Source organism: Sphaerisporangium sp. NPDC051017, assembly GCF_040683095.1.
Lineage (GTDB): Bacteria > Actinomycetota > Actinomycetes > Streptosporangiales > Streptosporangiaceae > Sphaerisporangium.
Window position 1 is genome coordinate 223,458 of the sequence record NZ_JBFBCI010000004.1, and the last position, 21,053, is coordinate 244,510.

Sequence of the window (21,053 nt, forward strand, 5' to 3'; positions counted from 1 at the left end):
ACCACTTTTCATACTTTTCTACCGCATCAGGCCAGCTCTTCCTGGCAGCGTTCCAGCCAGTCGAGGTCCGCCTGAAGGTGGAGCATGGCGCCTTCGATCAGCAGATGCGCCGCGCGGTTGTCCTGGTCGGTCTGCTCGGCGACTTCTACCAGATCGCGCATGATAGCGAGGTAATGACGGCGCTGCCTGTTGATCAGCGCCATGCGGTCCGCGATTCCCGTCATGGGGGCCAGCACGAGCTTCATGAAGAACTCGTCCCTGACCCGCGGGCCCTCGGACGGCGACTCTGCCCACTCGTCGAGGGCCTCGCGTCCGGCGGCCGTGCAGTAGTAGACCTTCTTGTTCGGGCGGTTGGACTGCTCGACGTCGACGCCGCGCACCAGGCCGTCCTTCTCCAGGCGGCCGAGCGTGACGTAGATCTGCCCGATGTTTGGCGAGGGATAGGCGCTGCCGAATATCTGCTCGAGCGCCTGTTTCAGTTCGTACCCGTGGGCAGGTTCCTTCGCCAGGAGCGCCAGCAGCGAGAGCCGCACGCCCTACCTCCTCGGGCTTCACGTTACCTGAGCGTTACGGGGTTATCCGTTGACGGTCACCTTACCGCTATGCATAACATGCATGCATCTACATAACACGCATGTAACCCAAACAAAACCCGGAGGACACGTGCGGCCCCTCGCCCCCCTGCTGCTGGCGGCACTGCTGCTCGGCGGCTGCGCGGGGCTGGGAGAGCGCGAGGGAGGCCAGGCCGGAAGCGCGGACGGCACGGGCCCCATGACCTTCGCCACCGGGCGGGACACCACCGCCTACCTGCAGCCCCTGATCGACAAGTGGAATCGCGCCCACCCCAAGGAACCGGTCACGCTGCTGGAGCTCCCGGAGGCCGCCGACGAGCAGCGTGCGCAGATGGTGGCCAACCTGCAGGCCAGGAGCGACCGCTACGACGTGCTCGGCCTGGACGTCGTCTTGACCGCGGAGTTCGCCGACGCCGGCTGGATCGTCCCGCTCGACGGCGGCCTGTTCAAGCTGGACCGATTCCTCCCCCCGGTCGTCGACACGGCCACGTACAACGGCAAGCTCTACGCGGTGCCCTACACCAGCAACGCGGGGCTGCTCTACTACCGCAAGGACATCCTGGACCGCGAGCGCCTCAAGCCGCCCAAGACCTGGGCCGAGCTCCGCGACCAGGCCACGCGCCTCGGCAAGAAGTACAAGCTCGACGGCTACGCCGGCCAGTTCCTGCCGTACGAGGGCCTGACCGTCAACTTCGCCGAGGCCGTGCAGTCGGCGGGCGGCCAGATCCTCAGCCCGGACGGCACCAGGGTGACCATGGACCTCGGCACGGCCACGACCGGGCTGAACTTCCTGGTGAACGGCCTGCGCGAGGGGTGGATCCCTCAGGAGGCCCTGACCTACAAGGAAGAGGAGTCCCGCCTGGCGTTCCAGGAGGGCAAGCTGCTGTTCGCCCGCAACTGGCCGCACGCCTACGGCCCGGCCACGCGGTCCGCCCTCGCGGGGAAGTTCGCGGTCACGCGGCTGCCCGGCCTGCACGGGCCCGGGTCCAGCTCGCTCGGCGGCAACAACCTCGCCATCAGCGCGTACTCCAAGCACCAGAAGTCGGCGCTGGAGTTCATCCGCTACTTCACGGGGCTGGAGAACGAGCGCAGCGTGCTCACCGACGGCTCCTTCCCCCCGGTGTGGTCGGAGTTGTACGACGACCCCGCCCTGATCAAGCGTTATCCATATCTGCCCGTGCTCAAAGAGAGCATCATGTCAGCGCGGCCGAGACCGGCCAGCTCCAACTACGACCAGGTCAGCCTGGCGATGTCGAGTGCCGTCTCCGACGCGCTCGACTTCAGGAAACCGAGCGACGAGACCGTCGCCGCCCTGAAGCAGGAACTCGGCGAGATCATTCGCACCCCATAGGCGGGGGCGATCCCCCCGCTCTCATCCCGCATCCCTTTTCATCCCTTCTCGATATTCCATTCGCACATTTCGGGGGCTTCACCAGGAGGTAGCACCATGCGTGTCAAGACGACTGCGGTGGTGGCCGGGCTGATGCTCGCGGCCGCCGCGTGTGGCGGCCAGTCGAACGACACCGGATCGTCGCCCTCGGCCTCCGCCGGCGGCAGCAGCGCGCCGGCGGCGAAACCGCTCGAGGGCACCACCCTCGAGGTCGCCGCCAAGTGGACCGGCGACGAGCAGAAGAACTTCCAGAAGGTGCTCGACGCCTTCCAGGAGAAGACCGGTGCCAAGGTCACCTACGCCTCGACCGGCGAGGACACCGGCGCGTACCTCGGCCCGCGCATCCAGGGCGGCAACCCGCCGGACGTCGCGATCCTGCCGCAGCCGGGCCTCGTCCAGCAGTACGCGGAGCAGAACGCGCTCAAGCCGCTGTCCACCGAGGTCCAGGCGCAGATCGACCAGAACTACACCCCGTACTGGAAGGAGCTCGGCTCGGCGGGCGGCCAGGTGTACGGCGTGCTGGTGAAGGCGGCGCACAAGTCGCTGATCTGGTACCGGCAGCCCGCGTTCGACGACGCCGGCGCCCAGCCCGCGACGACGTGGGACGACCTGATCGGCAAGACGGCCCAGTCGCTCGCCGACTCCGGGACGGCCCCGTTCGCCCTCTGCGCCGCCTCCGGTTGGACGCTGACGGACCTGTTCGAGAACGTCTACCTGTCGAGCGCGGGCCCGGAGAACTACGACAAGCTCTCCAAGCACGAGATCCCGTGGACCGACCCGTCGGTGACCACGGCCCTGGAGAAGCTGGCCCAGATCTTCTCCAAGAAGGACTTCATGGTCGGCGGCTCCTCGGGCGCCCTGCAGACCGACTTCCCGACGTGCGTCACCCAGGTGTACGGCGAGAAGAAGGCCGCCATGGTGATCGAGGCCGACTTCGTCGCCGTCTCGGCCGTCCAGTCCGGCGCCAAGGTCGGCGAGGACGCCAAGATCATGCCGTTCCCCCCGGCCGGCGACACCCCGCCGGTCGTGCTCGGCGGCGACGTCGCGGTCGCGATGAAGGACTCCAAGGGCGCGATGGCGCTGCTGGAGTACCTGGCCTCCGCCGAGGGCGGCACGGTCTGGGCCAAGAGCCCCGGCTACCTCTCCCCCAACCGCAACGTCTCGCCCGACAACTACCCGGACGCCCTGACCAAGCAGCTCGCGCAGACGATCATCTCCGCGGGTGAGGCCGTCCGGTACGACATGTCGGACCTGGCGCCGAGCGCCTTCGGCGGCACCGACGGCAAGGGCGAGTGGAAGCACCTCCAGGACTTCCTGCGCAACCCCCAGGACGTCAAGGGCATCCAGGAGAAGCTCGAGGCCGACGCCGCGAAGGCCTGGAAGAAGTAGGGACGGCGGCCGTGACCGAACGGTTGGACGGCCCGCAGACCCCGCGCGGCGACGGCGACGTCGCCCGCGGGGCCTCCCCCGGACCAGACGAGACCCCCCAGAACCCCCAGACCGGCACGGCGACCCATCCGGCCCTGGGCGACGTCGCCACCGGCGACACCGCGCTTCCCGCCCTCGCGACCGGCCCGGCCGCTCGCAAGGCCGGGTACTCCGGGTCGGGCGACCTCGGCCCCTCCCCCAAGGTGGCCCTCTTCTTCCTGCTCCCGGCGTTCGTCCTGCTCGGCGCGTGGATGGTCTACCCGATCATCTACTCGCTCCTCCGCAGCCTGTACGACGCGGGCGGCGGCACGTTCGTCGGCGTCGACAACTACGCGGCCATCTTCAGCGACTCCGCCACGCTCACGACGATCAGGAACAACCTCATCTGGGTCGTCGTGGCGCCGAGCCTGGTCACCGTGCTCGGCCTGCTGTTCGCGGTGCTCACCGAGCGCGTCCGCTGGGCGACCGCCTTCAAGCTGGTCGTCTTCATGCCCATGGCCGTCTCGCTGCTGGCCTCGGGCGTCATCTTCCGGCTCGTCTACGAGCAGGACCCGGACCGCGGCGTGGCCAACGCCATCATCACCTCGGTGCACGACGTGTTCGCGTCCAGCAGCGGCTACCCGGGCGCGCGGCCCCGCGAGAACGACCAGGCGCCCGCCGTCGTGGACAAGGGCGCGGTCGTCACCAAGCAGGCCGCCCAGGCCGGGAGCCAGGTGCTGATCCCGCTGGTCGGCCTGAAGACCGAGGCGCTGCCCTCGGGCGCCGCCGCGGCCAAGGAGGCGCAGGCGCCCCCCGGAGAGCTGTCGGGCACGGTGTGGCTCGACTTCACCCCCGGCGGCGGCACCGTCAACAAGATCGACGGCGCCGAGAAGGGCATGCCGGACGTCACCGTCGAGGCCGTCGCCGGAGGCGCGGTCAAGGCGACCACGACGACCGCGGCCGACGGAACCTTCCACTTCAGCGGGCTGCCCGCCGGGTCGTACCAGGTGCGGCTGCCACAGGAGAACTTCGCCCAGCCGTTCTCCGGCGCCACCTGGCTCGGGCCCACGCTGATCACGCCGGCCATCATCGGCGCGTTCATCTGGGTGTGGGCGGGCTTCGCGATGGTGCTGATCGCGGCCGGGCTGTCGGCGATCCCGCGCGACGCCCTGGAGGCGGCGCGCATCGACGGCGCGACCGAGTGGCAGGTGTTCCGCCGCATCACGATCCCGCTGCTGTCGCCGGTGCTGCTGGTCGTCCTCGTCACGATGATCATCAACACGCTCAAGGTCTTCGACCTCGTCTTCATCATCGCGCCCGGATCCGTGCAGCCGCAGGCCAACGTGATCGCGCTGGAGATGTGGCGCGTCTCGTTCGGCGGCGGCGGCAACCAGGGGCTTGGCAGCGCGCTCGCGATCTTCCTGCTCGTGCTCGTGCTGCCGTTCATGGCCATCAACATCCGGCGGTTCCGGAGGGAGCAGGCATGACGACGATCACCGCGCCCCGCACGAGCCCCGGCGCGGGCACGCTCCGCCGCGGAGTCCTGTCACGGGTGGCCGACCGGGTCGGGGGCGGGCTGGTCCAGGTCGTCCTGATCGTGCTGGGCCTGTTCTGGCTGGTCCCCACGCTCGGGCTGCTCGTCGTCTCGCTGCGCGACGACGCCGACAACAACTCCAGCGGATGGTGGACGTTCTTCACCAAGCCCGCGCAGCTCACCTTCGAGAACTACGGCAACCTGCTGGCGAGCGGGTTCACCTCGTCGTTCTGGAACACCGTGGCGATCACGGTGCCCTCGACGATCCTGGTCATCGGCTTCGCGGCCATGGCGGGGTACGCCTTCGCCTGGATCGAGTTCCCCGGACGCGACACGCTGTTCCTGGTGGTCATCGCGCTGCTGGTGGTGCCCGTCCAGATCGCGCTGATCCCGATCGCCAAGATGTACGGGGCGTTCGGGATCTTCGGCTCGATCCCCGGGGTGGTGTTGTTCCACACGGCCTTCGGGCTGCCGTTCGCCATCTTCCTGTTGCGCAACTTCTTCGTCGGCATCCCCAAGGAGCTGCTGGAGGCCGCGCGCATGGACGGCGCCGCGGAGTGGAAGATCTTCGCCACCGTGGTGTTCCCCCTGGCCAAGCCCGCGGTCGCCTCGCTCGGCATCTTCCAGTTCCTGTGGGTGTGGAACGACCTGCTCATCGCGCTGGTGTTCGCCGACACCGGCTCCCAGCCGATGACCAAGGCGTTGCAGTCCCAGATGCGGCAGTTCGGCACCAACGTGGACATCCTCGCGCCGGGAGCCTTCCTGTCGCTGATCATCCCGCTGGTGCTCTTCTTCTCCTTCCAGCGCTACTTCGTCCAGGGCCTGCTCGCGGGCTCGGTCAAGTAGTCCGCACGGGTGCCCGTCTCGCGGGGGCAGACGGGCACCCGGCATTCACGCCGAGGAGTGCATTGACCACTCCCTGTGACTGTATGATTACGCGCATGGTCGATGAATTTCCTCCCCCCACCGTGACCGTCCCGGCTTACGAGCTGAGTGACCTCCGCTCCCTCATGGCGAAGTGGGCGCAGAAGACGCACCAAAACTCGGTGATCGTCACAGAGCACAGCGATCTCATTCGCTGCATCTACAACCGGCTCGAACACTTCGGTTCGGCGCAGGATGACCTGATCACCGAGGTACACGACCTCCGCAAGCGCATGATCGGCGTCGAGGCAGGTGTCACCGACCTGCGGTCGCAGTTCGCCGACCTCCGCAGCGATGTGAACGAGATCAGGGCCGACGTGACGGATCTCCGAACCGAGGTCGGAGAGATCAAGAGCACGATGGTCACCAAAACCGAGCTCGACGAGGTCAAGGCCGACCTGGCCGGAGTCAAGACCGACCTGGCCGGAGTCAAGACCGACCTCGCCGGGGTCAAGGCCGAGGTGGCCGGGGTGGACGGCAAGATGGATTTGCTGCTCGCGCACTTCCAGCTCAACTGAGTTCGCGTCCGGTTGTCGGTCGTCACGGCTAGGATCCCGGCATGACCGGACGTCCATTACACGAAGTCGTCGAATCCGGGTGGGCAACCGCCCTGGAGCCCGTCGCCGAGCGCATCTCCGCGCTCGGCGACTTCCTCAGGCAGGAGATCGCCGAGGGCAGGCAATATCTTCCCGCGGGCGCGAATGTCCTGCGGGCTTTCCAGCAGCCGTTCGACCAGGTGCGCGTGCTCATCGTCGGGCAGGACCCCTACCCCACTCCCGGTCACGCCGTCGGCCTGAGCTTCTCCGTCGCGCCGGACGTCCGTCCGCTGCCGGGCAGCCTGGTGAACATCTACAAGGAGTACACCGCCGACCTCGGCTACCCGCAGCCCTCCAACGGCGACCTGACCCCATGGACGGAACAGGGCGTGCTGCTGCTCAACAGGGCGCTCACCGTCGCGCCGGGCAAGCCGGCCTCACACCGCGGCAAGGGGTGGGAGGAGGTCACCGAGCAGGCGATCCACGCGCTGGCCGCCCGGGGCGGCCCGCTGGTCGCCATCTTGTGGGGCCGTGACGCCCGCTCGCTCAAGCCGATGCTCGGCCAGGTGCCCGCCGTCGAGTCGGCCCACCCGAGCCCGCTGTCGGCGCGCAGCGGCTTCTTCGGCAGCCGCCCGTTCAGCCGGGCCAACGAGCTGCTGCAGAAGCAGGGCGCGGCCCCGGTCGAGTGGAAGCTTCCCTGACGCGAGCGAACCCGGCCGCGCGCCCGGGTCGCTGAGACCCGTACCGCGCCAGACCGGCCACACCGACGCGCCCGCCAGAACGGGCGGGCGCGTCACCACGCGCGGGTCACCCACCCGCCCTCGCGGGCATCGAAGGCTACGCGCCGGCCCGCTCCAGCACCGAGCCGACCAGTGTGCGGGCCTCGTCCTGGACCTGGGCGAGGTGGTCCGGTCCTTTGAACGACTCGGCGTAGATCTTGTAGACGTCCTCGGTGCCGGACGGGCGGGCGGCGAACCAGGCGCTCTCGGTCGAGACCTTGAGCCCGCCGAGCGGGGCGCCGTTGCCGGGCGCGGTGGTCTGCACGTTCGTGATGGGCTCCCCGGCCAGCGACCCGGCCGGCACGTCCTCGGCGGACAGCCGCGCCAGCGCCGCCTTCTGCTCCCGGGTCGCGGGCGCGTCGACGCGGGCGTACGCGGGGTCGCCGAACCGGGAGACGAGCCCGGCGTAGTGCTCGCTGGGCGACCTGCCGGTCACCGCGACGATCTCCGAGGCCAGCAGGGCGAGGATGATGCCGTCCTTGTCGGTGGTCCAGATCGAGCCGTCCCGCCGCAGGAAGGACGCGCCGGCGCTCTCCTCGCCGCCGAAGCCGAGGCTGCCGTCGAGCAGGCCGCCGACGAACCACTTGAACCCGACCGGCACCTCGTACAGCTCGCGGCCGAGGTCGGCGACCACGCGGTCGATCATGCTGCTGCTGACCATGGTCTTGCCGACGCGGGCGGCGCCCGGCCAGCCGGACCGGTGGCTCCAGAGGTAGGAGATGGCGACGGCGAGGTAGTGGTTGGGGTTCATCAACCCGCCGTCCGGGGTGACGATGCCGTGGCGGTCGGCGTCGGCGTCGTTGCCCGTCGAGATCTGGTAGGCCGACCGGTTCGCGATGAGGGACGCCATCGCGTACGGCGACGAGCAGTCCATGCGGATCTTGCCGTCCCAGTCGAGCGTCATGAACCGCCAGGTGGGGTCGACCTCGGGGTTCACGACGGTGAGGTCGAGCCGGTGCCGCTCGGCGATCTCGCCCCAGTAGGCGACGCTGGCCCCGCCCAGCGGGTCGGCGCCGATGCGCACGGACGCGCCGCGGATGGCGTCCACGTCGATCACCGCGGGCAGGTCGTCGACGTAGGAGCCGAGGAAGTCGTACCGCCCGGTGGTCTCGGCGGTCAGCGCCCGCGCGTACGGAACGCGCCGGACCTCCTTCAGGCCCCCGGCGATCAGCGTGTTCGCGCGGTCCTGGATCCAGGAGGTGGCGTCGGTGTCGGCGGGGCCGCCGTTCGGCGGGTTGTACTTGTAGCCGCCGTCGGCCGGCGGGTTGTGCGACGGCGTCACGACCACGCCGTCGGCCAGACCCGAGGAGCGCCCCCGGTTGTAGGTGAGGATCGCGTGGGACACCGCGGGCGTGGGGGTGTAGCCGTCCCGCGAGTCGATCAGCACGGTGACGCCGTTCGCGGCGAAGACCTCCAGCGCGGTCGCCCGGGCGGGCTCGGACAGCGCGTGGGTGTCGATGCCGAGGAACAGCGGCCCGTCCACGCCCTGCCGCGCGCGGTACTCGCAGATGGCCTGGCTGGTGGCCGCGATGTGGTCCTCGTTGAACGCCGTCCTGAGCGAGGACCCGCGGTGGCCGGAGGTGCCGAAGGTCACCCGCTCCTCCTGCCGGCCGGGATCGGGGTGCAGGGCGTAGTAAGCCGTCACGAGACGGGGCACATCGACCAGGTCAGACGCCTGCGCCGATTTGCCGGCGCGCTCGTGCACCATGAGAACTCCCTCGTCCCGCGCTCGTTTTCCGCTGCGATGGCATACCCTCGGCCGGTCCGGTTAATACGGATATCGGACCGCAGGCCAGATGGTACTCAGGCGCCGAGGCCACCCCGAAGCCGCACCTAACGCACGCCGACAATTCGGATTGATCCGTTTGCCGGTCGTCCTAATTCGTAAGGATTCCTTCCGGTACGATCAGCGCAAAGGCGAGGAGGAGATGCGCGTGACGACCGCCCTGGACGCCTTCGACGTCCGAACGCCGAACTCGGCCCGTGTCTACGACTACATGCTCGGCGGCAAGGACAACTTCGCCGCGGACCGCGAGGCGGCCGAGCAGATCTTCCGCGTGTTCCCCGAGACCCGCGAGGCCGTCCAGCGCAACCGCGAGTTCCTCGGCAACGCCGTCCGGCGCCTGGCGGAGTACGGAATCCGCCAGTTCGTGGACATCGGAGCCGGGCTGCCTACCCTGGATAACGTGCACGAGGTCGCCCGCGCCGCCGCACCCGGCACGCGGACGGTGTACGTCGACAACGACCCGCTCGTGTGCGTGCACGGCCGCGCGCTGCTCGCCAACACCCCCACCGTCGCCATGATCGACGGGGACATCCGCAAGCCCGAGGACATCCGCGACAAGGTCTCCCAGACCAGGCTGGTCGACTGGAACCGGCCGGTCGGGCTGCTCATGGTCGCGACGCTGCAGCTCGTCGAGGACCCGTACGAGCACGTGGCCATGCTGCGGGACCTTCTCGCGCCCGGCAGCTACCTCGTGATCAGCCACCTCAGCAAGACCCGGGAACACGCCGACGACACCGAACGGCTCCAGGACATCTGGGCCCAGGGCGGCGTCCCCATGTTCCCGCGCGGCCCCGAGGAGATCGACCGCTTCATCGGCGACTTCGAGCGCGTCGACCTCGACCGCTTCATCCCGTCCCACATCGCCTGCCGCTTCGTCCACATCGGCTGGGCCGCCGTCGCCCTCAAACACTGACCGGCCCTCCCTCCACCACGAGAACGGACCGGTCGCTGGTGAGAGCCGACGCGGGGGGCGATCCTGACGTCCGGTGGATGAACGGATTTACTCCGACACCGCCGTCGCACCGTCGCCGGTGTCGGCGAGGTGGTGTTCCAGGGCCTCGACCTTGGAGGTCATCGCGTCGGTGACGCCCTGGCGGATGTCGGCCTTGAGGACGAGGCTCACGCGGGGGGCGACCTCGGCGACGGCCTCGACGGCGCGCTTCACCACGTCCATCACCTCGTCCCACTCGCCCTCGACGGTGGTGAACATGGCGTCGGTGCGGTTCGGCAGGCCGCTGTCGCGGACCACGCGCACGGCGCGGGCGACGGGCTCGGCCACGCCCTCGCCGACGCCGAGCGGGGTCACGGAGAATGCGATGATCATCTATCCATTGTCGTGGGTCGTCAGCGGCGCCGGGTACCCGGGGACCCGCGGAGCGGCCTTCCAGGGCTCGTGGATCAGCGAAGCGGGCAGGGATGCCAGTTCGGGGACGTACCGTCGCACGTACGCGCCGTCCGGGTCGAACCTCATCGCCTGGCGCAGGGGGTCGAGCACGCGGTTCGGCCGGGTGTCGTTGCCCGTGCCCGCGACCCACTGCCAGTTGCCCCAGTTGCTGGGGATGTCCGCGTCCAGCAGCAACTCGGCGAAGTGCTCGCCGCCCACCCGCCAGTGGATCTTCAGCCGCCTGGTGAGGTAGAAGCCGACGATCATCCGGGCGCGGTTGTGCATCCAGCCCTCGGCCTGGAGCTGGCGCATCCCTGCGTCCACGATGGGCACCCCGGTCATGCCCGCGCGCCACGCGTCGGCGGCGTGCGCGTCCTCGTTCCAGTCGACCTCGCGCGGCCGGTAGTCGCGGCGCGGCAGGTCGGGGAAGGCGAGGGCGACCTGGTAGAAGAAGTCGCGCCAGCAGAGCTGCCGCACGAACTCCTCCGCCCCGGGGTAGCCGGCCGCCCGCGCGGCGACCTCGGCGGGCGACACGCAGCCGAACCGCAGGTAGGGGCTCAGCATCGAGGTCTGGTCCTCGGCCGGCTGGTCGCGCCCGTCGGCGTAGTCGGCCAGGCAGAGCTCCAGCCACAGGTCCAGGTGCCGGCGTGCCAGGGTCTCGCCGCCGCACAGGTACCCGTACGGGGTGCGCGGCCGGGCCGGGAGCTCGCCGGGCTCGACGCCGGGCGGCAGCGTCACCACCCGCGGCGGGCCGATCACGGGCCGGTGGGCCGTCTTCGACCAGGCCCGCCAGTACGGCGTGAACACCCGGTAGTGGTCGCCTCCGGCGGGCCTCAGCCGGTCGGGAGGCACGATGGTGACGCCGGGAAAGAGCCGGAACTGGAGCCGCCGCTCGGCGCACGCGCGGGACAGCCGTTCCTGGCGCCGCCGCGCGTAGGCGCTGACGTCGGCCGAGGTCCAGATGGCCGGCGCACCCACATCGCCGGCCAACTGGACGGCCTCGGCCACCGGATCGCCCCGTCGCAGGACGAGGTCGCCTCCGAGGTCTCGCAGAGAGGACCGCAGGCCGCTCAGCGCCTCGGTCAGGAAGCCCTGGCGGTGGCGTGCCCGGATCGCCGGATCGACCACGAACAGGGGCACGACATGGCGCGCACGCCCGCACGCCTCGGCGAGGGCCGGGTGGTCGCAGGTCCGCAGGTCCCGGTTGAACAGGACGATCACCGTCTCCAGACTGTCCATGATGATGTATTCGTGCGGTCACCCCTGGGCGGTTGCGTCCGGCCGGGGTCGATTCCCCGAAGTATCCGATGAAGGTCCGGCCGGTGGCCGCCACCTGGCAGGCTTGTAAGGCGAAGATCCGCGATCGGGCGGGCGAGGTCGGAGTGCGCGTGTGGTGAACGACGAGCCGCAGGAGGACGGGCCGAGCTACGGCATCGGAGCCGTGGCCCGGCGCCTCGGCGTGCCCGCGCCCACCTTGCGCACCTGGAACCTGCGCTACGGCATCGGGCCGAGCCGGCGCAGCGCGGGCGGTCACCGGCGCTACGACGCGGTCGACCTGCTGCGGCTCGAGGAGATGACCCGGCTGATCAAGGTGGGCCTGCCGCCGGCCGAGGCCGCCCACGCGGCCCTGAGCGTGCGGGCGACGCTGCTGGAACCCCCTCCGGCCCGCGAGCAGGAGACCCCCGCCACGCCGGACACCGGGGCAGGCCCGGGCGCGACGGCCGTGCCGGGTGCCTGGGTCATGCCTGGTGCCGCCATGGTGCCGAGCGCGGCGGTGCTGACCCGGGCGGCGTTCCACCTCGACGCCGACGCGGTGGCCGAGGGCCTGGAGGCGGCGATCGGCGCGCACGGCGCGGCCTGGATGTGGGAGCGGCTGGCGCTGCCGGTCTTCGGCGCGATCATCCGGCGGCAGGAGGCCACGGGTGGAGGCGTCGAGATCGAGCATCTGTTCTCCGAGCGGCTGCTGAGCGCGCTGAGCCGGCGCGTCGGAAGGCCTCCGCGTCCGGGGCATCCCCGCATCGTCCTGCTGGCCTGCGCGCAGGACGAGCAGCACAGCCTGCCGGTGTACGCGCTGGCCGCCACGCTGACCACGACGCTGGGCCTGGAGACCCGGGTCCTCGGCCCCCGCACGCCGTACGCCGCCCTGGCCGACGCCATGCGCCGCCTCGGCCCCGTCGCGGTGTTCGTCTGGTCGCAGATCTCGGAAACGGGCGACCCCGCGCCGCTGGCCGCGCTCCCCGTCCTCCGCCCGGCGAGCCGGACCCTCGTGGGCGGCCCCGGCTGGCACGCCGAACGGCTTCCCGCCTCCGTCACGCACATGTCGTCCCTGCACGCCGCCGTGACCGAGGTCCGCGCGTCCCTCGGCTGATCCGACCGGCCTCGGCAGACCGCCGACGGCCTACCTCCGGCTGACTTGCGGCGGCTTCCCTTCCGACGGGGACGGCGTGGGTGCTCGTCGTGGTGACTCTTGGTGAAGTCTTGACTCCGGTTTGGCCACTTCGGCTTGTGTTGTGTACGCACGCCGGTCTATGAATAGGTTTTGAATAAGTTTTCTCGCCCCCGGAGGAGGGTCCCATGGCCCGCACGCTCGGCTCGCGGCTGGCGAGCGGTGACGACGACGCCCTCGAGGAGTGCTTCAGATCCCGCTCCTCGCTGGTCACCGGCTACCTGCGCAGGCTCGTGCCCGCGCAGGACGTGGAGGATCTGCGGCAGGTGGTCTTCTCGGAGGTGTGGCGCTCGCGGCACCGCTACGACCCGGAGCGCAGCCTGGAAGCGTGGATTCTCGGCATCACGCGCAAGCGCGCCATCGACCACCTGCGGGTACGCACGCTCACGACCGTCCCCCTGGACAGCGTGGGCGAGGCCGTCGGCGGCGACGGCCGCGACACGGCGGACGCGCTCGGACGACGCGACCAGGTCCAGCGGGCGCTCGCGGTGCTGCCCGGGCCGCAGCGCGAGGCCATCGAGCTGGCGTACTACGGCGATCTCACGCAGCGGGAGATCGCCGAGCGGCTGGACATCCCCCTGGGCACGGTGAAGGCGCGCACGGCGCGCGGCCTCCACCGCCTGTCCACGGTGCTGTCGGCGCTCGCCGCCTGAGCGAGCGCCCATCTCCAGCAGGCCCGACGTCAGACCGCTCGGGAGGCCCTCCACCACACGGACGCCTTCCGGAGGCCCGCCGTCAGACGGACGCCCTGAGGTCGGACGGACGCCTGAGGTCAGACCGGGCGGACGACCGCCAGGGAGCGCGGCGGCAGCGTCAGCGAGGCGTCGTGCGCGGTGACCTTCTCATCCGAGGCGAGCAGCACCTCGGCCACGGCGATCGGCAGCGTGACGGGCGCGCCGCCGAGGTTGGCGGCCACGCGCAGGGAGCCCCGGGTGACGACGACCCAGCGGTCGTCCTCGCTGAACTCGGCCGAGACCCGGTCCAGCCGGGGGTCGGCGAGGTCGGGGTGGTCCCGGCGCAGCCTGATCAGCGCGCGGTACCAGTCCAGCACCTCGCGGTGGCCCGGCGCGGCGGGCTCGGTCCAGTCGAGCTTCGAGCGGTGGAAGGTGGCCTCGTCCTGCGGATCGGGCGCGGTGCCCGCCCAGTCGTCGTAGCCGAAGCCGACGAACTCCCGCTCCCGCCGCTCGCTCTCGCCCTGCGCCAGGTGCGGCTCGACGTGGTCGGTGAAGAACAGGAACGGCGTGCTCGCCGCCCATTCCTCCCCCATGAACAGCATCGGCGTGAACGGCGAGGTCAGCAGCAGGCCCGCGCCGAGCCTCAGCGCCTCGGCCGGCAGCCGGTCGCCCGCCGCCCGGTTGCCGATCTGGTCGTGGTTCTGGACGAAACAGACGAAGCGGTGGCCAGGGACGCGCGGCCGGTCCACCGGCCGCCCGTGCGTGCGGCCCCGGAACGTCGAGAAGGTGCCGTCGTGGAAGTACGCGCTGGTGAGGACCTTGGCCAGGGCGCCCATCGACCCGAAGTCGCCGTAGTAGCCGTGGCGCTCGCCGCTGACCGCCGAGTGCAGGGCGTGGTGTACGTCGTCGTCCCAGGCGGCGGCCAGGCCGTAGCCGCCGGCCTCGCGCGGGGTGACCAGCCGGGGGTCGTTCAGGTCGGCCTCCGCGATCAGCGTGAGCGGACGTCCGAGCGTGGCCGACAGCGCGTCGACCTCGGTGGCGAGCTCCTCCAGGAAGTGGACGGCCCGCTTGTCGTGGAAGGCGTGCACGGCGTCCAGCCGCAGGCCGTCGATGTGGAAGTCGCGCAGCCACTGCACGGCGTTGCCGACGAAGTAGCGGCGCACCTCGTCCGACTCCTTGCCGTCGAGGTTGATCGCCTGCCCCCAGAAGGACGAGGCCGAATCGTGGAAGTAGGGCCCGAACTGGGCGAGGAAGTTCCCCGAGGGGCCGAGGTGGTTGTAGACGACGTCCAGCAGCACGCCGATGCCCGCGCGGTGGCTGGCGTCCACGAACCGCTTGAGCCCGTCGGGGCCGCCGTACTCCTCGTGCACCGCGTACAGGTCGACGCCGTCGTACCCCCAGTTGTGGCGGCCGGGGACGGGCGGGACCGGCATCAGCTCGACGTAGCCGACGCCGAGCTGCACCAGGTGCTCCAGCTTGCCCGCGGCCGCGTCGAACGTGCCCTCCGGGGTGAACGTGCCGACGTGCAGCTCGTAGATCACCGAGCCGGGCAGGGTGCGCCCGCGCCAGCCCTGGTCGTTCCAGGCGTACCGGCCGTGGTCGTAGACGCGGCTCGGGCCGAACACGCCGTACGGCTGCCAACGCGTCCTCGGGTCGGGGAACACCTCGCCGCCGTCGACGCTGAACGCGTAGTCGGTGCCGTGCGCGGCGCCGGGCACCTCCGCCGTCCACCAGCCCCCAGGGCCGCGGACCATCTCGTGCCGCTCGGCCTTGTCGATCTCGACCTCGACACGGCCGGCCGTCGGTGCCCAGACCTCGAACATGTTCCTCCCGCCGTCGAAGGGCGTCATAGGGGGTCACAGGGACAACACAGAAAAAGCGCGCGAACTACTCTCTTTCCAGCAGCGCCACAGGGTAACGCGCCAGCAGGTGAGCGTACGGGACGCGGCCGGTGTGCGGGACGCCGGTGAGGACGTCGCGCCAGCGCCCCTGCGGCAGGCCGATCGGCTCGCAGTCCCAGCCGCCGCACCGCTCCAGCCCCGCGGGCAGGCGGGTGGCCACCACCACCGCGCGGTCCCCGCGAGCGAAGGCGACGGCGTGGTCCGCGCCGAGCCCGTCCTCGCCGGTGTCCACCGGGACGTACGGCAGGCCGGGGGCGAGCGTGGCGCGCAGCCGCAGCGCCGATCGGGTGACCAGCAGCTTGGCGGCGTCCCAGCTGTCGCCGCCCGGGGAGGCGAGCAGCGAGCGCCGGTAGGCGAAGTCGACCGGGCGACGGTTGTCCGGGTCGACCAGCGAGAAGTCGGTGGTCTCGCAGCCCTGGTAGACGTCGGGAACGCCCGGCATCATGAGCTGCACGAGCTTCTGGCCGAGGGAGTTGGACCGCGCGTACCGGTCGACACGCTCGGTGAACGCCGCCACCGAGGGCCCGCACACCTCGATCGCCCGGGCCGCGAAGTCGCGGACGCCCTGCTCGTAGGCCGGGTCGGGGTTCATCCACGAGATCGAGGTCTTGGCCTCGCGCGCGGCCTTGGCCAGGTAGTCGGCGAAGCGCTCCGGCGTGATCGGCCAGGCGGCCATGAGGTTCTGCCAGGCGAGGTAGTCCAGCTTGGGGTCGAACGCCACCTGGGACGACCACTCGGCGACCGCGCCGGCCCACTCGGCGGGCAGCTCGGACAGGACGGCCAGGCGCGCCCGCACGTCCTCCGACCGCTTGGTGTCGTGCGTCGAGAGCGTGGTCATCGTGTACGGCGCCATCTCGGCGCAGTAGCGGTGGAACCGCTCGGGGCTCACGCCGAACCGGTCGGGCTCGCCGCCGACCTCATTGAGGCAGGCCAGCGGGTACCAGCGGTACAGGGCGGTGTCCTCGACGCCCTTGGCCATGACCGGCCCGCAGGTCTGCTGGAAGCGGGTGACCGTCTCGGCCGGGCCGTACAGCACCAGGTCGGCGGCCTTGGCGACGGCCTCCGGCTCGGCGCGCAGCGAGGCGGCCTCGGCGGCCGAGCGGATCAGCCGCAGCGTCTCCTCCGGGGGCTCCTCCCCGGGCACGACGTACGCGCGGTACACCGGCATGGCCGCGAGCAGCTCGACCATCGCCTCGCGCAGCTCGGGCACGTCCCGCGTCAGGCGGTCGACCTCGCCGGTGAAGAACTCGGCCAGCACCTGCTTCTTGGCGTCGTACCGGACGGTCTCGTAGTCGGCGGGGAAGCCGGTGTGCCGGACGAAGAGGTCCAGCAGCGGCCCCTCCCCCGCCGGGTCCACGAACAGCCGCGTCACCATGTTCAGCGCGTCGTAGCCGGTGGTGCCGTCGCACGCCCAGTCGTCCGGCAGCCGTTCGTCCTCGATGAGGATCTTCTCGGCGGCCGTCCACACCGGGGCGCGCTCGCGCAGGCGCGCGAGGTAGCCGCGCGGGTCGGCCAGGCCGTCGGGGTGGTCGACCCGCAGGCCGGTGACCAGGCCCTCGGCCACCAGCCCCAGGATGACCTCGTGCGTGGCCTCGAACACCTGCGGGTCCTCGACGCGCAGGCCGATGAGCGAGCACACGTCGAAGAACCGGCGGTACCCGGGGGCGTCGCGCCAGGACGCCAGCCGGTAGTACTGGTCGGCGAGCCGCCCGTCCCCGCCGGGGCGCAGCGGGAACGCGTGGTCGTGGTAGCGCAGGACGTCACCGTCCGCGACGATGCCGGACTCGGGGCCGGACTCGGGGCCGGTCTCGGCGTCGGCGCCGGACGCGAGGACGGGCATCGCCATCTTGCCGCCCGCCCAGTCGATGTCGAACCACCGGGCCGAGGCCGCCTCCGGCCCGTTGCGGAGCACGTCCCACAACTGGGCGTTGCCCGACTCCGGGACCGGGATGGTCATGTGGTTCGGCACGATGTCGGCCACGATCGGCAGGCCACGGGCGGCGAGCGCGCGCAGCCCCGCCAGGCCCCCGAACTCCTCCCGGACGCGCGAGTGGTCGGTGACGTCGTACCCGTGCTGCGACGACGGCACCGCCTGAAGGATCGGCGACAGGTACAGGTGGCTCACGCCGAGCTCGGCGAGGTACCCCGCGAGCTCGGCGGCCTCCGCGAACCCGAACGCCGGGGTGAGCTGCAGCCGGTACGTCGCCGTGGGCGCCCCCTTGGCCGGTCCTGCGTGCTGGGGGGGCTTCACGGATTCGGTCACGTCATTCCTTCCGGGTCTCGGGCGGGCGGGGGCCCTTGGGATCGCGGGTCAGGCGCGTCAGGCGCGGCGCAGCACGCGGACCGAACGGCCCGCCACCGGCACCTCGTCCCCCGCGCGGTACAGCCGGGAATCGACGGAGATGGGCACCGTGGTATCGATCTCTGGCATCCACACCTCGCCGAAGTCCTTGGGGATCGCGAACTTGATGGTCTCGTGGTGGGCGTTGAACATCAGCAGGAACGAGTCGTCGACGATGCGGCGCCCCCGCCGGTCGGGCTCGGTGATGGCCTCGCCGTTGAGGAAGACGGCCAGCGACTTGGCGTACCCGTTGTGCCAGTCGGCGTCGGTCATCTCGATGCCCGCGGGGGTGAGCCAGGCGATGTCGGTCAGCTCGTCGCCGGACCCGCGCACCGCGCGCCCGAAGAAGAACCGCCTGCGCCGGAACACCGGGTGGTCGCGCCGGAGCCGGGCGAGCCGCTGGGTGAACTCCAGCAGCAGCCAGTTCTCGCGGACGTCCGACCAGTCGACCCAGCTGATCGCGTTGTCCTGGCAGTAGGCGTTGTTGTTGCCGCCCTGGGTGCGCCCGATCTCGTCGCCGTGCGAGAGCATCGGCACGCCCTGCGACAGGAACAGCGTGGCCAGGAAGTTGCGCTTCTGCTGCTCGCGCAGCGCCTCGATCGCGACGCCGGCCGGGCCCTCCTCGCCGCAGTTCCAGGACCGGTTGTCGTCCGTGCCGTCGCGGTTGCCCTCGCCGTTGGCCTCGTTGTGCTTGTTGTCGTACGAGACCAGGTCGCGGAGTGTGAAACCGTCGTGGCAGGTCACGAAGTTGATGGACGCGGCGGGACGACGGCTGTCGTCCTGGTACAGGTCGCTGGAGCCGGTGAGCCGCGAGGCGAACTCCGGCAGGGCGGCCGGCTCGCCGCGCCACAGGTCGCGGATCGTGTCTCGGTAGCGGCCGTTCCACTCGGTCCAGCGCGGCGGGAAGTTGCCGACCTGGTAGCCGCCGGGGCCGACGTCCCAGGGCTCGGCGATGAGCTTGACCTGGCTGAGCACGGGGTCCTGCTGGACGAGGTCGAAGAACGCCGACAGGCGGTCGACCTCGTGCAGCTCGCGGGCCAGCGTGGCCGCGAGGTCGAACCGGAAGCCGTCGACGTGCATCTCGATGACCCAGTAGCGCAGCGAGTCCATGATGAGCTGAAGCGTGTGCGGCGAGCGCATCAGCAGGCTGTTGCCGGTGCCGGTCGTGTCCATGTAGTAGCGCTGGTCGTCGTCCACGAGCCGGTAGTACGCCGCGTTGTCGATGCCGCGCATGCTCAGCGTCGGGCCGAGGTGGTTGCCCTCGGCCGTGTGGTTGTAGACGACGTCGAGAATGACCTCGATGTTCGCCTCGTGCAGCGCCTTCACCATCGCCTTGAACTCCAGCACCTGCCCGCCGAGCTCGCCGGAACTGGAGTAGGCGTTGTGCGGCGCGAAGAAGCCGATGGTGTTGTAGCCCCAGTAGTTGCTGAGGCCGCGCTGCTGGAGCGTGTCGTCCGTGACGAACTGGTGCACCGGCATCAGTTCGATCGCCGTGACCCCGAGCCCGGTCAGATGGTCGATGATCTCGGGGTGCCCGAGCGCGGCGTACGTGCCGCGGATGCGGTCGGGGATGCGGGGATGCTGGATGGTCAGCCCGCGGACGTGCGCCTCGTAGATGACGGTGTCGTGGTACGGCGTCGCGGGCGGCCGGTCGTGCCCCCAGCCGAAGAACGGGTTGACCACGACGGCCTTCGGGACGTACGGCGCCGAGTCGGTGTCCTCACGGCTGCCGGGGTCGCCGAAGTGGTAGCCGTACACGGCCTGGTCCCACTTCACGCCGCCCTCGATGGCCTTGGCGTACGGATCCAGCAGCAGCTTGCCGGGGTTACAGCGATGCCCCCGCGCCGGGTCGTACGGGCCGTGGACGCGGTAGCCGTACCGCTGGCCGGGGCCTATGCCGGGAAGGTACCCGTGCCAGACGAACGCCTCGGTCTCGGCGAGCTCAACCCTTTCCTCCTTGCCGTTGTCGTCGAACACGCAGAGCTCCACGCGCTCGCCCACTTCGGTGTACAGCGCGAAGTTCGTTCCCGCGCCGTCGTATGTAGCCCCGAGCGGATAGGGGTCGCCGGGCCAAGTTTCGATCATGTCACCACCCGGATAGGGATTTGCCCCCATGTTCCCCGACCATGCGTGCCCGCGCAGCCGTGTGCGTGGATCACTTGTCTGAGACCGACGTTGTGCACTTCCGCGCGAGCACCCTTCCGCGACCGGGCCCCTCGGCGGCGTCGGCGGCCCGTTCCCGTGACCGGGCCGCCCATGCCAGGCTACTTCGACGGACCCTTTCCGGCCTCGCCGGACACCCGGACGGTAACAGAATGGTCACATAGGGCGATCGCCCCCGCTCCGTGTGCCTTCCAGGGAGGCGCCGGCGGCGAGCAGGGCGCGCGCCGGCGCCTCGTAGACCGTCGCGCCCGTCCGGCGCGCGAAGTCCAGCGCCGCGCGCAGGTACCGCCCGGCCGCGGCGTGGTCGCCGAGCGCGAGGGCCAGCCGTCCCTGGCACAGCTCGACCAGCGACCAGCCGATGACGCCCGTCCTGCCCTCCAGGCGGTCGCGCAGCGCGCGGGAGGCGGCGGCGTCCCCGGTGGCCAGGCAGAGCTCGCTGAGCGCGTCGAGGACGAAAACCGGTAGAACAGGTCGGACAGGCCCAGGGCCGCCCGGGCGAGCCTGTCGGCGTCGCCGAGCCGCTCGGCGATCTCGGCGGCCTCGTCCAGGGTGGCGCGCGCGGCCATACTCAGGCCCGCCACGGCCTGCGCCTCCGCCAGCTCGAGCAGCACGTCGCACCGCAGCCGCGGGTCCTTCGCCGGGAGCCGGGCGGTCAATCGGACGGCGTGGTCCAGGTGCTCGGCCGCGTCCCCGTAGGCGTACTGGCTCATGGCGTGCGTCGCCGCGCCACTCGGCGAGGGCCTGGCGCAGTTCACGCCCGGCGGCGGGCAGGTCGCCGCACGCGAGCAGCCGGGCGCCCTCGGCGGCGCGCGACCGGGCCCGGCCGAGGTCCACGGTGTGCGCCGGGATCTCCAGGGCGTAGCCGCCGGGCCTGCTCACCAGGATGGTCGAGGGCACGGCGGCCCTCGGCCGTCCGGGCTCGAAGACGCGGCGCAGCTTGGAGACGTACGCCTGCACGGTGTTGAGCGCGCCCGGCGGCGGGCCGTCTTCCTAGATGGCGTCGATGAGCGTCTCTGATCAGCTAAGCGATCCTGTATCAGACGTGGTGTCTGGGATCGTTTCCCACCATGGTGGGGTGGCATGGGCGTGCAGGTGGAATCCCGCGCCCAGTGCCGCTCCGCGTGGCCGGTGGCCGGTGGTGGGTGGGCTGATCGTCGTCACGTCCTGGTGCCGGTGGGCTGCGCGGGGCAGCCGGGTCCGGTCCGTTGGTGCGTGT

At 70.9% G+C, this 21,053-nt stretch carries 17 protein-coding genes; 9 read left to right on the forward strand and 8 right to left on the reverse strand.

Translation table 11 applies throughout. The annotated features are described in order from the left end of the window. Nucleotides 1–26 precede the first annotated feature (26 nt). Complete coding sequence (locus tag AB0M95_RS06330; protein WP_358515947.1) at nt 27–533, reverse strand: PadR family transcriptional regulator; 507 nt, start codon at nt 531–533, stop codon at nt 27–29. Nucleotides 534–663: 130 nt separating this feature from the next. Between AB0M95_RS06330 and AB0M95_RS06335 the strand changes: the two genes are divergently transcribed. The 6 genes from AB0M95_RS06335 (at nt 664) to AB0M95_RS06360 (ending at nt 7,064) form a co-directional block, all read left to right on the forward strand. Continuing rightward, nucleotides 664–1,923 (forward strand): ABC transporter substrate-binding protein, encoded by a 1,260-nt coding sequence (locus AB0M95_RS06335; protein WP_363760276.1) that lies wholly within the window; start codon nt 664–666, stop codon nt 1,921–1,923. Between the two features lie 96 nt (nt 1,924–2,019). Then, nucleotides 2,020–3,351 (forward strand): ABC transporter substrate-binding protein, encoded by a 1,332-nt coding sequence (locus AB0M95_RS06340; protein WP_363760279.1) that lies wholly within the window; start codon nt 2,020–2,022, stop codon nt 3,349–3,351. 11 nt (nt 3,352–3,362) lie between these two features. Further along, entirely contained in the window at nt 3,363–4,856 is a 1,494-nt protein-coding gene (locus AB0M95_RS06345) for a sugar ABC transporter permease (protein ID WP_363760281.1), read from the forward strand. After that, nucleotides 4,853–5,749 (forward strand): carbohydrate ABC transporter permease, encoded by an 897-nt coding sequence (locus tag AB0M95_RS06350; protein WP_363760284.1) that lies wholly within the window; start codon nt 4,853–4,855, stop codon nt 5,747–5,749. Before AB0M95_RS06345 ends, AB0M95_RS06350 begins: the two co-directional genes overlap by 4 nt. A 95-nt stretch (nt 5,750–5,844) precedes the next feature. Next, a complete protein-coding gene (locus AB0M95_RS06355) occupies nt 5,845–6,345 on the forward strand; it encodes a hypothetical protein (protein ID WP_363760287.1) in 501 nt (166 codons plus the stop codon). A gap of 41 nt (nt 6,346–6,386) precedes the next feature. Next, nucleotides 6,387–7,064: a uracil-DNA glycosylase gene (locus AB0M95_RS06360; protein ID WP_363760290.1), complete on the forward strand. Its 678-nt coding sequence runs from the start codon at nt 6,387–6,389 to the stop codon at nt 7,062–7,064. A 136-nt stretch (nt 7,065–7,200) separates the two neighbouring features. Here the strand turns inward: AB0M95_RS06360 and pgm are convergent, their stop codons facing one another. Then, on the reverse strand, nt 7,201–8,850 hold the full coding sequence (gene pgm, locus AB0M95_RS06365) for a phosphoglucomutase (alpha-D-glucose-1,6-bisphosphate-dependent) (protein ID WP_363760293.1): 1,650 nt from the start codon (nt 8,848–8,850) through the stop codon (nt 7,201–7,203). Nucleotides 8,851–9,076: 226 nt separating this feature from the next. On the opposite strand from pgm, the gene AB0M95_RS06370 reads away from it, so the two are divergent. Then, on the forward strand, nt 9,077–9,841 hold the full coding sequence (locus AB0M95_RS06370; RefSeq protein WP_363760296.1) for an SAM-dependent methyltransferase: 765 nt from the start codon (nt 9,077–9,079) through the stop codon (nt 9,839–9,841). Nucleotides 9,842–9,928: 87 nt separating this feature from the next. Here the strand turns inward: AB0M95_RS06370 and AB0M95_RS06375 are convergent, their stop codons facing one another. Both AB0M95_RS06375 and AB0M95_RS06380 read right to left on the reverse strand, forming a co-directional pair. Next, entirely contained in the window at nt 9,929–10,252 is a 324-nt protein-coding gene (locus AB0M95_RS06375; protein ID WP_363760299.1) for an MTH1187 family thiamine-binding protein, read from the reverse strand. Further along, entirely contained in the window at nt 10,253–11,551 is a 1,299-nt protein-coding gene (locus AB0M95_RS06380) for a deoxyribodipyrimidine photo-lyase (protein WP_363760302.1), read from the reverse strand. Nucleotides 11,552–11,702: 151 nt separating this feature from the next. On the opposite strand from AB0M95_RS06380, the gene AB0M95_RS06385 reads away from it, so the two are divergent. Further along, the gene (locus AB0M95_RS06385; protein WP_363760305.1) at nt 11,703–12,680 is read left to right on the forward strand and encodes a MerR family transcriptional regulator; all 978 of its coding nucleotides are present in this window, start codon (nt 11,703–11,705) and stop codon (nt 12,678–12,680) included. Between the two features lie 206 nt (nt 12,681–12,886). Continuing rightward, a complete protein-coding gene (locus tag AB0M95_RS06390) occupies nt 12,887–13,411 on the forward strand; it encodes a sigma-70 family RNA polymerase sigma factor (RefSeq protein ID WP_363760308.1) in 525 nt (174 codons plus the stop codon). Between the two features lie 119 nt (nt 13,412–13,530). On the opposite strand, the gene treZ is transcribed toward AB0M95_RS06390, so the two are convergent. From treZ to AB0M95_RS06410, 4 genes are all read right to left on the reverse strand, one after another. Then, nucleotides 13,531–15,255: a malto-oligosyltrehalose trehalohydrolase gene (treZ, locus tag AB0M95_RS06395; RefSeq protein WP_363760311.1), complete on the reverse strand. Its 1,725-nt coding sequence runs from the start codon at nt 15,253–15,255 to the stop codon at nt 13,531–13,533. 64 nt (nt 15,256–15,319) lie between these two features. After that, entirely contained in the window at nt 15,320–17,596 is a 2,277-nt protein-coding gene (treY, locus tag AB0M95_RS06400) for a malto-oligosyltrehalose synthase (RefSeq protein ID WP_363760314.1), read from the reverse strand. 57 nt (nt 17,597–17,653) lie between these two features. Further along, a complete protein-coding gene (gene glgX / locus AB0M95_RS06405; RefSeq protein WP_363760317.1) occupies nt 17,654–19,759 on the reverse strand; it encodes a glycogen debranching protein GlgX in 2,106 nt (701 codons plus the stop codon). A 234-nt stretch (nt 19,760–19,993) separates the two neighbouring features. Then, on the reverse strand, nt 19,994–20,794 hold the full coding sequence (locus tag AB0M95_RS06410; RefSeq protein WP_363760320.1) for a hypothetical protein: 801 nt from the start codon (nt 20,792–20,794) through the stop codon (nt 19,994–19,996). Between the last annotated feature and the right edge of the window lie 259 nt (nt 20,795–21,053).